Below are 15,853 nucleotides of genomic sequence, written 5' to 3' on the forward strand. Positions count from 1 at the left end.
TGACAGGCTGAGGAGAGGACCTCACAATGACCGATCGCACCCCTTCCCGCCGCAGGGTCCTGCGCGGCGCCGGCGGCGCCCTCGGCGCGGCGGCCGCGGCATGGGCAGGCCTCGGCGGCCGCTCCAGCGCCCACGCGGCCACGCCGGCCGCCGGCTCGGAACCGAACGCCGCCGCCATCGGCGTCAAGGGCAGGACCTACGTCGGCTACCAGGGCTGGTTCGCCGCCGCCGGCGACGGCTCCCGGCTCAACGCCTGGACGCACTGGGCCGATGGCACCCCGGCCCCGGGGAACGAGACCTTCGAGCTGTACCCGGACATCTCGGTCTACCCTTCCTCGGGGCTGTACCAGACGGGATACGCCAATCTCGGCAACGGCAGGGCCGCGAAGCTGTTCAGCTCATACTCGACGGCGGTGATCGACCAGCACTTCGCCTGGATGCGGCAGCACGGCATCGACGGCGCGGCTCTTCAGCGCTTCGGAAGTGACATCGCGGCCACAGGTCAGCCCCGCCTTTCCCAGCGCAATGACATCCAGTCCAACGCGCGAAAGGCGGCCCAGGAATACGGCCGCAGCTTCTACATCGAGTACGACCTCAGCGGTCTCACCGACGCCAACGTTGTGGCCACGGTCCAAAACGACTGGACCAACGTCATCAACGGCCCGCTCAACCTGGTCAGCTCGCCGGCATACGCCCACGAGGGCGGCAAGCCCGTCGTGGAGTTGTGGGGAATCGGCGTGACCAACCGTCCCGGCACGGCCTCGGGCCTCCTCCAGCTGATCAACTGGTTCAAGAGTCAGGGCTGCTACGTCATCGGCGGCGTTCCGCGTGGCTGGCGCACGGACTCCCATGCCAAGCCGGGCTTCGCGCCCGTGTACGCCGCGCTCAACATGGTGTCCCCGTGGAACGTCGGAAACCCCAACGTCGACCAGGCACTCTTCAACGACGACATGACGAAGCTCAAGGCCAACAACCAGGACTACCAACCGGTCATCTACCCGGGCTTCGCCTGGTCGAACTGGCATGCCGGCTCGCCGAGGAACGAAATACCGCGCAGGGCAGGTCAGTTCATGTGGGACCAGGCGGTCGCCGCGGCCCGGTGCGGCACCAAGTCCGCGTTCATCGCCATGTTCGACGAGTACGACGAGGCCACGGCCATCGCGCCCGCGGCCACGGACAAGTCACAGATTCCGACGAACCAGTACTTCCTGACCCTGGACGCGGACGGGACGCATCTCTCCTCGAACTTCTACATGCGCCTCGCCGGGGCGGCGACCGACATGATCAACGGCTCCGCGCCGATCACCACGACCATCCCGATACCGCCGGTCGGCTGAATCCGCGGTGACGCCCTGACAGCCCGTGCGGGCCGTGGATCGCCGTCCGCGGCCCGCAGCGGAAACCGGATCCATCGTCGTAAGGACACGAAACATGGCGCAGTTCGACCTCCCCCTACCCGAACTGCGTGCCTACCGCGGCTCGACGACGGCGCCACAGGACTTCGACGTCTTTTGGCACAAGACGCTGGAGGAAGCGCGCGCGCACGAACTGGAGGTGGGTTTCGTGGAGGTGGGGACCGGACTGCACACAGTCCAGGTCCACGATGTGACGTTCGCCGGGTTCGGCGGGCACCCGGTGAAGGGCTGGCTGCGGCTGCCTGCCGACGCGTCAAAACCGCTACCGCTCGTCGTGGAGTTCGTCGGGTACGGCAACGGCCGCGGCCTGCCGCACGAGCACCTGCTGTGGCCCTCCACCGGTCGGGCGCACTTCGTGATGGACACCCGCGGCCAGGGCAGCGCCTTCGGCGGCGGCGGCGACACGCCCGACCCGGTGGGCGCGGCTCCCTCCTACCCGGGATTCATGACGCGCGGCATCGAAAACCCCGAGGACTACTACTACCGCCGAGTGATCACCGACGCTGTGCGCGCGGTCGAGGCGGCACGCGCACATCCGCTGACGGATGCCGCACACACCACGGTGGTAGGGCACAGCCAGGGCGGTGGACTCGCCTTGGCTGTGGGCGGGCTGGTGCCCGACCTGGCCGCCGTGGCGCCGGACTGCCCCTTCCTGTGCGACTTCCCGCGCTCGGTGAAGCTCACGGACCGCCCTCCATACCGTGAGATCGGCCAGTACCTCAAGACGCACCGCGGCGGGACTACCAACGTACTGCACACTCTGTCCTACTTCGACGGCGTGCACTTCGCTGCGCGGGGACGGACCCCGGCCCTGTTCTCCACCGGATTGGAGGACCAGGTGTGCCCGCCGTCGACGGTATGCGCCGCCTTCAACACTTGGGCGCACGAGGACAAGACGATCGAGATCTACGACTTCAACGACCATGAGGGCGGCGGCCCCTACCAGGAGGCAGCGAAGGTGAGCTGGCTCGCATCGCGCGCCTGAAACACCACGTTGGCCCCTGCACGGCAACAGGCTCTGGGGCGCACCGTGGGCATCGGCCCGCTCGAATGCCGTGACGTGCACCGTGCGCGGCCCTCAGTCGCCGAAGTCGGCGCACTTCCCATGAACCCGTACCCCACTGCGCGTGACGTGAAGGAGACAGGCATGCGGTCCCGAAATCCCATGGCATCGGCAAAACGATTGCTCGCCGCTGCGGCAGCCGCGATCGTCGTTGCCGCGCCTCCGGCGATGGCGCAGGCGAGACCGCCCGGTGCCGCGCAATCCTCCGCCACCCCGACACAGCCGATCTTTCTGGACACGCACTACTCGTTCACTCAGCGGGCGGCCGATCTGGTCTCGCGGATGACGCCGGACGAGAAGGTGGCCCAGCTGCACACCAACGACGCACCGGCCATCCCGCGACTGGGCGTGCAGCAGTACACCTACTGGAGTGAGGGACAGCACGGCATCAACCGGCTCGGTGGAGACGCCTCGGCCGGCGGTCAGGGCGAGCTCAACCCGACGGCGACCAGCTTCCCGGTAAACTTCGCGTCCACGATGTCCTGGGACCCGGAACTGACGTATCGGGAGACCACGGCGATCTCGGACGAGGTGCGGGGGTCCTTGGACAAGTCGCTTTGGGGGAAGGGACAGAACAACCTTGGCCCCTCTGCGTCGGACTACGGTGATCTCACCTTCTGGGCGCCGACGGTCAACATGGACCGCGATCCACGCTGGGGGCGGACGAACGAGTCGTTCGGCGAGGACACCTACCTCGCGTCGACGATGGCCGACGCGTTCGTCGAGGGCTACCAGGGGGAGACGATCACCGGCAAGCCGCAGACCCCGTACCTGAAAGTGGCGGCCACGGCCAAGCACTATGCGCTGAACAACGACGAGAACAGTCGGCACGTCCAGAGCGCGGACGCCACCGACGCCAATATCAGGGACTACTACACCAAGCAGTTCTCCAGCCTGGTCCAAAACGCGCACGTGTCCGGAGTCATGACGTCCTACAACGCGGTGAACGGAACGCCGGCGCCTGCGGACACCTACACGGTGGATGAACTGCTGCAGGCGACCTACGGGTTCGGCGGATACACCACCTCGGACTGCGGGGCCATCAGTGACGTCTACTCCTCCGGCGGCCACAACTGGGCGCCACCTGGATGGACAACCAACGGCACGACCTGGACGAACACCACCACCGGCAAGCGGATCCCCGCGGCAGCGGGCGCACAGGCGTTCGCCCTAAGGGCCGGTACCCAACTGAACTGCACGGGAGGGGAGGCGACCACACAGAACATCGACGCGGCCATCGCGGCGGGCCTGTTGACGCCGGGGGTGATCGACGGTGCCCTCACGAAGCTCTTCACGGTCCGGATGGAGACCGGTGAGTTCGACCCCGCCGGCAAGGTCGCCTACACGAAGATCACGAAAGAGCAGATCGAGTCGCCCGCACACCAGGCGCTGGCCGAGAAGGTCGCGGCACAGGATCTGGTGCTGTTGCAGAACAACAACGTCTCCGGCACGCGGACCCCGCTGCTGCCGGCGAATCCTGCCAAGCTGAACAACGTCGTCATTCTCGGCAATCTGGCCAACACGACCACGCTGGGCGGCTACTCCGGCAAGCCGACACTCCAGGTCGACGCCGTCCAAGGGATCACCGCGGCGGTCAAGGCAGCCAATCCGTCCGCAACGGTCACCTTCGACGCCTGCGGCACATCGACGACCGCCACCGCGCCGGCGGTCTGCTCGGCCGCAACGCAGACCGCGGTCAAAGCAGCGGACTTGGTGATCGTGGCCGTCGGCTCGGACCTCGCAGTGGCCAACGAGGGCAAGGACCGGTCCGCGCTGGCCCTGCCCGGCAACTACGACTCGCTGATCAGCGACGTCGCCGCCCTTGGCAACCCGCGTACGGCGCTGGTCATGCAGGCCGACGGCCCGTACGACATCCGGGCCGCCCAGAAGGACTTCCCGGCGATCGTCTTCAGCGGCTACAACGGCGAAAGCCAGGGCAGTGCACTCGCCCAGGTCCTGTTCGGCCGGCAGAACCCCTCGGGCCATCTGGACTTCACCTGGTTCGCCGATGACTCGCAACTTCCGCCGATCGACAACTACGGGCTCACCCCGTCCCAGACCGGCGGGCTCGGGCGCACCTACATGTACGCCACTGGCAAGCCCACGTACCCGTTCGGTTACGGCCTGTCCTACACGCACTTCGCGTACTCCCACATGCAGGCCGGACCCTCGTCCGCGTCCGCCGATGGCACGGTGCACGTCCGCTTCGACGTCACCAACACCGGTACGGCCCCCGGCGCCACCGTCGCCCAGCTCTACGCGGCACCGAAGTCGACGGCGCCCGGGGCGAAGCTCCCGAAGGAGCAACTGGTGGGCTTCAAGAAAACGGCGGTTCTCGCACCGGGGCACACCCAGCACGTCGAACTGTCCTTCAAGATCGCCGACCTCAGCCGGTGGGACGAGAGCGCCCTGAAACAGGTCGTCCATGACGGGGCCTACCAGCTGCGTGTCGGACCCGACTCCGCCACGGTGGCAGGCTCCGGCACGGTGCGGGTGCACGGTGCCATCACTCCTCGGGTCCAGTCGGTCACCGTTCAGCCGGGCCGGGTCGTCTTCAAGCCCGGCGACACGCTGGACCTCACCCGTGCCAACCCGTCGATCGCACCGGACACGGATTCCGCACTCGAACCGAAGCACGCGCCTGCGAGCAACATCGTCGAGGCGGCCGAGAACGACCAGTCGTTCGCCGATCTGTCCCGCGCTCACATCACCTATCGCACAAGCGACCCTCGGGTGGCCACAGTCAGCCGCACCGGCGTGGTCACCATGCGAGCACCCGGTGCCGGGAGCATCGAGGTGACAGTGAACGGCGTCACCGGCACCGCGCCGATCGTGGTGCAAGACCCGTTCAGCCTGCAGGCCGCCGGCATGGTGAAGCCCAACACCACCATCACCGCGACCGCGAAATTCACCAACGCCGGCGGGAAAACGGTCGGCGGTCTTGCGATGAACCTGAAGTCGCCCAGCGGGTGGACGGTGACGCCGACCTCACCGGTCGCATCGTCCGTCGCTCCGGGTCAGACGGTGACGGCCACCTGGAGCGTCGGCGTCCCGGACCGCGCGACACCGGGCGCCAAGGGGGAGTTGGACGCGACCGCGGCGTTCACCGGTGGTGCCGGAGGCTCCACGGAGGACGCGGTAAGCGTCGTCACGGTGACCTCTGGCGCCACCCCTGAACAGGTCACGCCGGTGGTGACCGGAATGAGCCCGCCAACCGGTTCGCTCCAGGCCGTCGTGCACAACCCGTCGGACACACCAACCACGGTGGCGGCGGTCAAGTGGAAGCTCGGCGACCAATCGGGCACGCGGCCGGCGAACATGACGATCGCGCCCGGGGCATCGGCCACGGTGGACGTGCCGGTGACAGGCGTGGACTTCGCGAAGCCCTACCCCTTCACGGTGACGAGCGTCATCTCCGGAGGCTCGACCTCGGAAGCCCTCTCCGGGCACGTCACCTTCCTGCCCGCGGTCAACAAGAGCCTCGGCGCCTCATGGACTCTGTCCCAGGTGCAGGACGGCCCCGCGGTGGACCTGGCAACCACCGCGGACGGGAAGTGGAGAACACTGGACGCATCACAAGCCTACGGAGGTCCATCCGATCTGTCGGGCAAGGTGTGGCTCGACTGGGACTCCACCAACCTCTACATCACGGCCGACCTCACCGACGACGTATTCTCCCAACCCAGGACGGGGGCCGATATCTGGCAAGGCGACAGCTTGCAGTTCGCGGCCACAACGGGTGTGCCGGGTGCGTCGGCCACGGAGAGCGCGGACTCCGCCAAGGGACACTACGAGTACGGAGCCGCACTGACCTCGGCCGCCGCTCAGTTGTACCGGTGGACCGCTCCGAGCGAGGGCAGCGGACAGGTCACAAACTCGATCGTCAACGTGATCAGGGACGAATCGGCGCACACCACCCTGTACGAGCTGGCGCTGCCCTGGAGCGACCTGACCTCTGTCAAACCTGTCGCGAACACGGTGTTCTCCTTTGCACTGGACGCCAATGACAAGGACAACGGGGTCCGCAAGGGCTACACCCAATGGGGCGACGGCATCGGGTCGAGCAAGGATGTCGCAGGATTCAACATGGTCCAGCTGATGCCTGCGAGCGGAGCATAGCCGCATCGCAGCACTGGACCCACAAAATCCTCCTCGGCTACGTATGACACGGCGGCTGTGGTTCTGGCGGCGGTGGAGGCCGCGGTAGCCCAGGTCGCGTGGGGCAGGCTGTTCGGGACGGTGATGGGGGCGATCGCGGAACTCCTGGTCGGGGAGAATGCCCGGTTCGGCGCGGTCGCGTTCCGCTGGCTGATCAAGACCTTCACGCTGCTGCTGTCCGGCCTCGCCGACTACTCCGCCCGCCGGGCACGCGGTGAATCCTCACGTGCCATGGACCGGCCGGTGGTTCGTCGTACTGGCGCCTGTGGTGGCCGGGCCGCTGTACGGGCCGCTCCTCCAGCGGCTCGACAAGGATGCCCGCGCCCACCGCGTCGCCGAGGTGATGTTCGCGGTGGCGCGGCGAGGCGGCAAGGTCGGGCCCAGGTGGCCCCAGTGAAGTCCTTGGCGTCCGCGCTGTGCCTCAGGGGCGGGGGATCTGTGGGGCACGAAGGGCCCGTCGTCCAGATCGGCTCCACGCCCGGCCGGCTGCTGGGGGTCGCCGAGGACCGCGGGCGCGTGCTCGTCGCCTGCGGCGCGGCCGGCGGCATCGCCGCCACCTTCAATGCGCCCCTGTCGGGGGTCTTCTCCTCGGTGGTCTCCTCCGTCATCGGCAGAGCCGCTCTGGGCAGCGGCCCGTTCCCGCACCTGCCGCCCATCGAGGTGCACCACCTGCTGGAGTGCATCCTGTTTCGTGGGCCTCGGCCTCCTGGCAGGCACCGTGGGCGCCGGCTTCACCCGGATCCGCTCCTGGATGGCGCGCCCCGCGGTCGGAGGCGCACTGCTCGGTCTGCTCCCTTTCGTGCTGCCGCAGGTGTACGGGGCGGGCGGTCCGAGGAGTGTGTTCGCCCCCCAGGTGCTGCCGGGGAGCGCGGCGCCCGTCGGCGCCTATGGCCTCATCGGCACGAGAGCCGTGTGCGCCGGGGCCGCGTCGCCACCGTCATCAGCCGTGCCCTGACCAACGACACGGTGGAGACGCTCAAGCTGCGCCGGCGCGGCATGGACATCGATGAGCCGCGGGCACCGGCCCGTTCGCCGCACAGAGTGCCCGTACACGCCGAGGACAGCACGTATGTGGGCACGGTCACGGCGCGATCCGCGGCGGAGGGGCCGCCGAGGCGCGGGACTGCCGGTCTTCGACGCCTCGCGCACCCGTGACTGCCGACGAGGAAGACTGCGTGATCCGTACAAGCCCCCGGGCGACGCACATCGCGTTGACGTCTGTCCGGGCGAGGAACCGGTCATGCCGCACAAGTTCGTCAGACGGGCAAGGCAGAAGGCCGACCTCGGGTTGCCTGGCGGCAAGGTTCCCATTCTGGACCCTCTGAGCATGTGCCGCAGGGCCTGACCGTCCACATTGCGTGAGGTCGTCCGGATACCTCGACCCCATCCAGGTCCTGCCGACGGGTCGTCTGACGTGCATCTGCAGCCTTCCCGGCGGCGAGGGGGCCGGTGGCGCCACCCGCGGCCGATGGTGCGCTTGGGGACAGGTGAGATCATGGTGCGGCAGGGGGCGGGAGGGTCAGGACTGCGCGAAGCCCGCCGCCTTGCCGCGCGCTGAGCCTGAGCGTCCCGCTGTGCGCCGTCGCGACGCTCTGCACCAGGGCCAGTCCGAGCCCGTGGCCGCGTGTGGATGACCCCACCGCACGACCGGTGCCTCGCATGAACGGCTCGATCAGGGACTCGACGTTTGTCGGGGACAGATCGGGGCCATCGTTCTCGACGTCGATCACCGCTCCCGATGCACCGCCGGTCACCCGGATGTGCACGGCTCCGCCGTCGGCGTTGTGCCGCACCGCGTTCTGCACGAGATTCCTCAGAGCTTGGGCGACCAGGACCCGGTCGGCTGTCACCCTCTCTGCCGTCACGTGTGACGACACGTCGAGGTGTTGCTCGCGGATCGCGTCCAGTTCCAGTAGGAGCGCTTCGCGCACCAGTGCCTCCAGGTCGACCTCCTCCCGTTTGAGGGTCGAGCTGCCCGCTTCGGCGAGAGCGAGCAGCGACTCTACTGTCGCCTGGTTGCGGCGGTTCATCTCGGACACCCGCTGTGCGACCGTGCGGAGGGCGGGTAGGTCGATCTTCGGGTCGGAGAGGGCGACCTGGAGCAGAGTGTGCGTGGTCGCGATGGGTGTGCGCAGTTCGTGGGAGGCGTTGGCGGCGAAGCGCTGGTGCTCACCGAACGACCGTTCCAGCTTGCCGAGCATGTCGTCGAACGTTTCGGAGAGGTCCCGTAGCTCGTCGTGCGGGCCGTCCGCCTGCACACGCTGGCGCAGATCGCCCTCGGCGGCGCGCTGTGCGACCGCATTGATCGCCTTGAGCGGGCGGAGCATCCGGCCGGCCATGATCCAGCCGACGACCGCGCCGACGGCCCCCAGCACCAGGAACGCCGCGATCGAGATGACGAGGAGCAGTCCGAACACCTGCTCGACGCTGCGGACCACAGGCGCGGCCGGCACCGCCATCGCCGCATGTCCGTGATCACCGGCCGCGGGACCCGACGACGGCATCACCTTCGGCGGTCGCTGCGCAGAGGAGGGGTTGCCGAGCTCGTACGTCGGCACGTACCGCATGTACAGGTAGACGCCGCCGAGCATGAGCGCGGAGGTCAGTCCCAGCAGGGCGCTGTAGGTCAGAGCGAGGCGTGCTCGGATGCTGAAGCGGCGTGGTTTCGCGGCTCGGGCTCGGGCGCTCACGCGGTGAACCGGTAGCCGACGCCAGGCACGGTCTCGATCACCCACGGCTCACCCAGGCGCCTGCGCAGGTTCGAGATGGTCACGCGGACGGTGTGGGTGAACGGGTCGGCGTTGGCGTCCCAGGCCTTCTCCAGCAGTGTCTCCGCGCTGAGCACGCCTCCGCGGGCGCTCATGAGTACGTGCAGCACCGCGAACTCCTTCCTGCTCAGCCGCACCAGCCGGCCCTCCCGGTAGACCTCACGGCGGAACGGGTCGAGCCTTACGCCCGCCGCCTCGATCACGGGAGGCTGAGAGACTCCCGGCCGGCGTTCCAGCGCGCGCAACCGCATCACCAGTTCCGGGAAGTCGAACGGCTTCGCCAGGTAGTCCTCGGCGCCGACCTCGAAACCCGAGACCTTGTCGCGTAGCGTGGCCGCCGCCGTCAGCATGAGAACCCGGCAGGACGGCCGGTTCGCCATCGTCCAGGCGCAGACGTCGTCGCCATGGATCGTGGGGATGTCGCGGTCGAGGACGAGCACGTCGTAATCGTTCGCGCTGAGGTACTCGATGGCGGTGGCGCCGTCATGGACCAGGTCGGTGGCGATCGTCTCGCGGCGTAGCCCGGTCTGGATCGCCTCCCCGAGATAGGTCTCGTCCTCGACGATCAACGCGCGCACTCCGGCCTGCTTTCCTCGTTCGGCTGTCACATCCTCGTCGGCCACTACTTGACCGCATGCCACGTCACACCGGCGTAAAGAAATTTTTGAACGCGCAGGTAACCGTGGACGGGCTTCGATGGCGTGTGCCGAATCCGACACACGATTCACGAAAGCGGTGTGCGATGTCCGACATTCGTCCTGGGCAACGAACGGTCCTGCTGCTGGCGGCAGTGGCACTGGTGTTCCCGTTGGCTGCCTGTTCTCATTCTTCGGGTGGCTCCACCGCCTCGGGCAAGGGGGCCGGCTCCGGCCAGAGCGCCCGCCAGGGGTGGATGCTGAAGTACGCGGCCTGCATGCGGAAGAACGGCATCGATATGCCGGACCCGAACTCCGACGGACAGAGCGTCGCCCTCAAGCCGGACGAGCAGGGCAAGACGGTCGCCGCGATCAAGGTCTGCACGGGCAAGCTCGGAACCCCTCCTCCGTACACCCCCGAGGAGCAGAAGGAGATACAGCAGAAGTCGTACGACAACGCGCTGAAGGCCGCGAAGTGCTTCCGCCGCAACGGCGTCGACGTACCCGACCCTGTCAAGGGTGAGAACCTCGCCGTGCCGCAGGACGCACCGCAGGACGTGATCAAGAAGTGCGGCAACGGAACCGGCCCGATCATGAAGGCGCAGCAGTGATCTCCGACATCCCGAAGGCCGGCACCGGGACGGAAACGGGACCAGGCGTCGCCGGAACGCGCAAGCGCCGTCGCCGGGCCACGCCATGGATCGCGGGTCTCGCGATCACGGCGGCGCTCGTCGGCGGCGGTGCGGCGGTTGTCCACGCCACGACGGGGGACAAGCCTGCGCCACGGAGCGAGCCGGACGCCTCCACGGCACCGATCGAGTACGGCAGGCTGAGCGCGACGGTGAAGGCGACGGGTTCCCTGGCGTTCGCCGGCGCTCACGACATCGGTTCCGGTGTCTCCGGCATCCTGACGGGCGCGCCCGCCCCAGGGACGACCGTACGGCGCGGAAAGGCGCTGTTCAGCGTCGACGACGTCCCCGTGTTCCTGTTCCACGGTGACAAGCCGGCCTGGCGTGCGTTCATGTCCGGGATGGACGACGGACCTGACGTGAAGCAGCTGGAACAGAACCTGAAAGCGCTCGGCCACTTCTCCGGCAAGCCGGACGAGGAGTTCACCTGGAGGACAAAGGCGGCGGTCATCGCCTGGCAGAAGGCCACCGGTCAGAAGCAGACCGGGAACGTCGACCTCGGCCGGGTTGTGTTCGAGCACGGGGACGAGCGGGTCCAGTCGGTGAAGACGCGGATCGGCTCACCCGTCGGCGCCGGGGCTGTGCTCTCGGTCACCGAGCCGGACAAACAAGTGTCGGTGGATCTGGACCTGGCCGACCAGCAGCTCGCCGTCGTCGGCAGGAAAGTGGGGATCACCCTCCCGGGCGGTTCCAGGACCTCCGGCAAGATCGTCTCGGTCGGTACCCCGCACGAGGCGGACCCGAAGGCGGGCAAGGTGACCATCCCGGTCGCCATCAGCCTTCACGACCCCGCGGCGGCCGCATCCCTGCAGCAGGCGAGCGTCACCGTCGACTTCCCCTCTGCGAGCCGGGAGAACGTGCTGTCCGTGCCGGTGGGTGCGTTGATGGCGTTCAGCGAATCCCGGTTCGGTGTCGAGGTGCTCCAGCGGGACGGCACGATCAAACGTGTCCCGGTGAAGACCGGACTGTTCGCGGGTGGCTTCGTGGAGATCTCCGGCGGAGGACTGAGGGCCGGGCAGAAAGTCGTGGTGCCGAAGCTATGACGACCATCGTCCAACTCGACGGGGTCGAGCGCAGTTACGGCGAGCCTCCGGTGCGGGCGTGCGACGGGATCTCGCTCCGCATCGACGAGGGAGAACTGGTGGCGATCGTCGGCCCGAGTGGTTCCGGCAAGTCCACACTGCTCAACCTGGTAGGCACACTGGACCGCCCTACCGGCGGAGTCGCCATGATCGACGGGGCAGACGTGCAGCGGCTCCCTGACGCGGCACTGTCCGCACTGCGTGCCCACCGCATCGGGTTCGTCTTCCAGCAGTTCCACCTGACCGACGGCGCGAGCGCCCTCGACAATGTCGCTGACGGCCTGCTCTACTGCGGCGTACCCCTCTCGGAACGCCGTCGGCTCGCCCGCGCCGCGCTCCGGCGTGTCGGTCTCGCGGACCGGATGCTGCACCGGCCGAACCAGCTCTCCGGCGGGGAGCGCCAGCGCGTCGCGATCGCCCGCGCGGTCGTCGGCGATCCTCCACTGCTCCTCGCGGACGAGCCGACCGGCAACCTCGACTCGGAGTCCGGCGCGTCGATCGTGGAACTACTGCGCGAACTGAACGGGCGCGGCACGACGATCATCGTGATCACCCACGATGTGGAGATCGCCGCACGGTTCCCACGGCAGATCGCGGTGAGGGACGGCAAGGTCCTCTCCGACAGCCGCACCACGAGCGAGGAGCGCGGAGTATGACGGCCACGGGGCAACACGCCGGCACAGCCGCACAGCGGCGCTCCTCCATCCGCCCGGCCGACGGCTTCCGGCTCGCGTTCACAGGCATCAGAGCACGGCGGTTGCGCTCGGTGCTCTCCGCGCTCGGCATCGCGATCGGCATCGCGGCGATGCTCGCTGTGGTCGGCATCTCCTCGTCGAGCCAGGCGCGCGTCACCCAGCAGCTCTCCAGCCTCGGCACGAACCTGTTGCGAGCCGAGGCGGGAAAGTCGCTGTTCGGGGACGAGACGTCCCTGCCGCCTGACACCGTGGGCAAGATCCGGCTTATGAACGGAGTCGAGTCGGCCGGCAGCATCGGCGTGCTGACCAGCGTGCATGTCTACCGCAGCCCGTTGGCCGATCCGAACGCGACCGGAGGGATCCAGGTCGCCGCCGCCGACCCCGGCCTGCTCACGGTCACCGGCACAACACTGCACAGCGGCGTCTGGCTGAACAAGGCGACCAGCAAGTACCCGGCCGTCGTGCTGGGCTCTGCCGCCGCGCAGCGCCTCGGCGTCGTCGAGCCGGGCGGCTTGGTGTGGCTGGGAGACCAGTACTTCTCCGTGCTCGGTGTCCTTGACCCCTCACCGTTGGCACCCGAGCTGGATGCCTCGGCCCTGACAGGTGAGCAGGCCGCCCACACCCTCCTGGACTGGAACAGGAGCCCGACGACCGTGTACGAGCGCTCGACCGAGCGGAGTCTGGAGCACGTCCGGAAACTGCTGCCGAGAACGGTGAACCCGCAAGCGCCAGACGAGGTCAGCGTCTCACGTCCCTCCGACGCGCTGGCAGCCAAGGCCGCGATCGACCAGGCGTTCACCCGCCTGCTGGTCGGGATCGGCGCCATCGCGCTGCTGGTCGGCGGGATCGGAGTCGCCAACACGATGATCATCTCAGTGATCGAGCGGCGCCGTGAAGTGGGTGTGCGACGTGCGCTCGGCGCCACCCGTGCCCACATCCGCACCCAGTTCCTCACTGAGGCGCTCGTGCTGTCCGGCCTCGGCGGATGCCTCGGAGCACTGATCGGCTGCGTCACAACGGCCGTGATCGCGTGGCTGAACGCCTGGCCGGTGGCGATCCCTCTGGAGCCGGTCGCGATCGGACTGATCGCCACCCTGGTGATCGGCGCGGCAGCCGGTCTCTACCCCGCGATGCGGGCCGCCGGGATCCCACCCACCAGTGCCCTCAACGGCTGACAGAGAAAGTGTGACGTGATGACGCGGCCGCTGACGAGCTCGACGGCGCTGCTTCTTCTCGTCATCAGGAACGTGCGTCCGCACGGCAGTTCGGCACTTACAGCATCAGAATCCTTCACCCGCATGCCTCCGCGGCGAGGCAACAAATCATCCAGCGGTCTTACCGGCCAACCCCTGTAAGAAGCGCCACACGGAAGGCGCGCTCGAAGTCATGGACGGGCCGGGAGGATGGGAGCTAGTTTCCCAGGGCAACCTTTGCTGGAGGAATGAGGTCAATCATGTGTGGCATCACGGGATGGGTGGCGTACCAGCGCGACCTGACCCTTCACGGACACGACATCGAGGCCATGACCGAGACCATGTCCTGCCGCGGCCCGGACGCCGCAGGCACACTGCTCGACCACCACGCGGCCCTCGGCCACCGACGGCTTGCCGTCATCGATCTCCCAGGTGGCGCACAGCCCATGACGGTTGAAACGCCTGAGGGCGACGTCTCGATGGTCTACTCCGGCGAGGCCTACAACTTCACGGAAATGCGTGATGAACTGCGTCGCGCCGGCCACCGGTTCGACACCGACTCGGACACAGAGGTGGTGCTCCACAGCTACCTCGAGTGGGGCGACGCGCTCGTCGATCGCCTCAACGGAATGTACGCGTTCGCAATCTGGGACGCGCGAACCGAGCGTCTCGTGATGATCCGTGACCGGTATGGGCATCAAACCCTTCTACTACTACGAGATGGACGATGGCGTCCTCTTCGGCTCGGAACCCAAGGCCATCCTCGCCAACCCGCTGGCCCGCCGGGTCGTCGGCCTCGATGGGCTGCGCGAGCTGTTCTCCTTCGCCAAAACGCCCGGAGCGGCGGTCTGGGAGGGCATGGCGGAGGTCAGGCCCGGAGAGATCATCACCCTCGACAGGGCCGGTCTGCGCCGCCGCAGCTACTGGCGGCTAAGGTCGGAGCCGCACACCGACAGCCGAGAGCAGACCGTCTCACACGTACGGGAGCTGCTGGACGACATCGTCCAGCGGCAGCTCGTCGCCGACGTGTCGCGCTGCACTCTGCTGTCCGGCGGACTCGACTCCTCCGCGCTGACCGCGCTCGCTGCCCGGCACTTGAAACCGCAGGGCGAAGTCGTGCGCAGCTTCGCCGTGGACTTCCCCGACCAGGAGAAGCACTTCCAGGCCGTGGACATCGCGCCCACCCGGGACGCGCCCTACGTCCGCGCGGTGGCCGAACACCTGCGCAACACGCACCAGGACATCATCCTGGACGGCGCAGCGTTGTCGAGCCCCGCCGTGCGCCGAGCGGCGGTCGGCGCACGGGATCTGCCCGTGGGAATCGGGGACCGGGACAACTCGCTGTACCTGCTGTTCGCGGCAGTGCGCAAGCACACCACCGTGGCGCTCTCCGGCGAGTCTGCGGACGAGGTGTTCGGCGGCTACCCCTGGTTCCACGACGAACGGCGCCACGCAGAGACGTTCCCGTGGTTGGCAGGCCCCAAGACCCTCATCGCCGGCAACGAGCAGGTAAGCCGCGACCTCGCGCCGAGGCTCGATCTCAAGGGCTATGTGGCGGACAGCTATCGGACCGCCGTCGCCGAAGCCCCGCCGCTGGACGGCGAGAGCGGACTCGACGCCCGGATGCGTGTCGTCAGCTACCTGCATCTGACCCGCATGGTGCAGCTGCTGCTGGACCGAAAGGACCGCATGAGCATGGCCGTCGGGCTCGAGGTGCGCGTCCCGTTCTGCGACCATCGCCTGGTGCAGTACGTCTTCAATACCCCCTGGTCGATGAAGACCTTCGACGGCCGGGAGAAGAGCCTGCTGCGCGCCGCGACCCGCGAGCTCCTGCCGGAGTCCGTGGCGAACCGCAAGAAGAGCGGCTACCCAGGCACATTCGACCCCAGCTACGTCACGGCCATCCAGGACCAGTCTGCCGACGTCGTCTCCTGCGGGCGTCCTGCAGCCGACCTGGTGGACAAGCGGGCCCTGACGGCGGCGACCACAGTGACGCCCGAGGATGTCACGCAACAGCAGCGCATGCTGATGGAACGGGCACTGGACCTCGACACCTGGTTCGCGGCGTACAACCCCACCATACGGGTGTGAGGCGGGTCTGGGGTACGTGAGGATCGGACTTCAGGAGCGCGATGTGCGTGCCTGCGGAAGAACG

Annotated in this window: 11 protein-coding genes and 1 pseudogene; 10 read left to right on the forward strand and 2 right to left on the reverse strand. The window is 68.1% G+C overall.

Going from position 1 to position 15,853, the window contains the following annotated elements:
• Positions 1–26 precede the first annotated feature (26 nt).
• The 5 genes from IH48_RS0117895 to IH48_RS35090 all read left to right on the forward strand — a co-directional run bounded on the left by IH48_RS0117895 (position 27) and on the right by IH48_RS35090 (position 7,791).
• Complete coding sequence (locus IH48_RS0117895; RefSeq protein WP_030904964.1) at positions 27–1,337, forward strand: glycoside hydrolase family 71/99-like protein; 1,311 nt, start codon at positions 27–29, stop codon at positions 1,335–1,337.
• A gap of 94 nt (positions 1,338–1,431) precedes the next feature.
• Positions 1,432–2,400 (forward strand): acetylxylan esterase, encoded by a 969-nt coding sequence (locus IH48_RS0117900; RefSeq protein ID WP_030904967.1) that lies wholly within the window; start codon positions 1,432–1,434, stop codon positions 2,398–2,400.
• Positions 2,401–2,562: 162 nt separating this feature from the next.
• On the forward strand, positions 2,563–6,597 hold the full coding sequence (locus tag IH48_RS33440) for a glycoside hydrolase family 3 C-terminal domain-containing protein (protein WP_051839987.1): 4,035 nt from the start codon (positions 2,563–2,565) through the stop codon (positions 6,595–6,597).
• A gap of 265 nt (positions 6,598–6,862) precedes the next feature.
• On the forward strand, positions 6,863–7,033 hold the full coding sequence (locus IH48_RS37060; protein ID WP_234434298.1) for a hypothetical protein: 171 nt from the start codon (positions 6,863–6,865) through the stop codon (positions 7,031–7,033).
• Complete coding sequence (locus IH48_RS35090) at positions 7,030–7,791, forward strand: chloride channel protein (RefSeq protein WP_234434299.1); 762 nt, start codon at positions 7,030–7,032, stop codon at positions 7,789–7,791. Before IH48_RS37060 ends, IH48_RS35090 begins: the two co-directional genes overlap by 4 nt.
• Before the next feature lie 338 nt (positions 7,792–8,129).
• Here the strand turns inward: IH48_RS35090 and IH48_RS0117915 are convergent, their stop codons facing one another.
• Positions 8,130–9,326: a sensor histidine kinase gene (locus IH48_RS0117915; RefSeq protein WP_037842320.1), complete on the reverse strand. Its 1,197-nt coding sequence runs from the start codon at positions 9,324–9,326 to the stop codon at positions 8,130–8,132.
• Complete coding sequence (locus IH48_RS0117920) at positions 9,323–9,982, reverse strand: response regulator transcription factor (protein ID WP_030904976.1); 660 nt, start codon at positions 9,980–9,982, stop codon at positions 9,323–9,325. Before IH48_RS0117920 ends, IH48_RS0117915 begins: the two co-directional genes overlap by 4 nt.
• 164 nt (positions 9,983–10,146) lie before the next feature.
• Between IH48_RS0117920 and IH48_RS0117925 the strand changes: the two genes are divergently transcribed.
• The 5 genes and pseudogenes from IH48_RS0117925 to asnB all read left to right on the forward strand — a co-directional run bounded on the left by IH48_RS0117925 (position 10,147) and on the right by asnB (position 15,789).
• Positions 10,147–10,650: a hypothetical protein gene (locus tag IH48_RS0117925; protein WP_158710318.1), complete on the forward strand. Its 504-nt coding sequence runs from the start codon at positions 10,147–10,149 to the stop codon at positions 10,648–10,650.
• Positions 10,647–11,771, forward strand: a complete 1,125-nt coding sequence (locus IH48_RS0117930) for an efflux RND transporter periplasmic adaptor subunit (RefSeq protein WP_037842322.1) — start codon at positions 10,647–10,649, stop codon at positions 11,769–11,771. The genes IH48_RS0117925 and IH48_RS0117930 overlap by 4 nt, the downstream gene beginning before the upstream one ends.
• Positions 11,768–12,466, forward strand: a complete 699-nt coding sequence (locus IH48_RS0117935) for an ABC transporter ATP-binding protein (RefSeq protein WP_030904985.1) — start codon at positions 11,768–11,770, stop codon at positions 12,464–12,466. The genes IH48_RS0117930 and IH48_RS0117935 overlap by 4 nt, the downstream gene beginning before the upstream one ends.
• Entirely contained in the window at positions 12,463–13,680 is a 1,218-nt protein-coding gene (locus IH48_RS0117940; RefSeq protein ID WP_030904988.1) for an ABC transporter permease, read from the forward strand. The genes IH48_RS0117935 and IH48_RS0117940 overlap by 4 nt, the downstream gene beginning before the upstream one ends.
• A 278-nt stretch (positions 13,681–13,958) precedes the next feature.
• Positions 13,959–15,789 (forward strand): annotated as a pseudogene (asnB, locus tag IH48_RS33450) (asparagine synthase (glutamine-hydrolyzing)).
• Positions 15,790–15,853: the final 64 nt, after the last annotated feature.

The sequence above is a fragment of the Streptomyces sp. NRRL F-5126 genome (genome assembly GCF_000721265.1).
Lineage (GTDB): Bacteria > Actinomycetota > Actinomycetes > Streptomycetales > Streptomycetaceae > Streptomyces.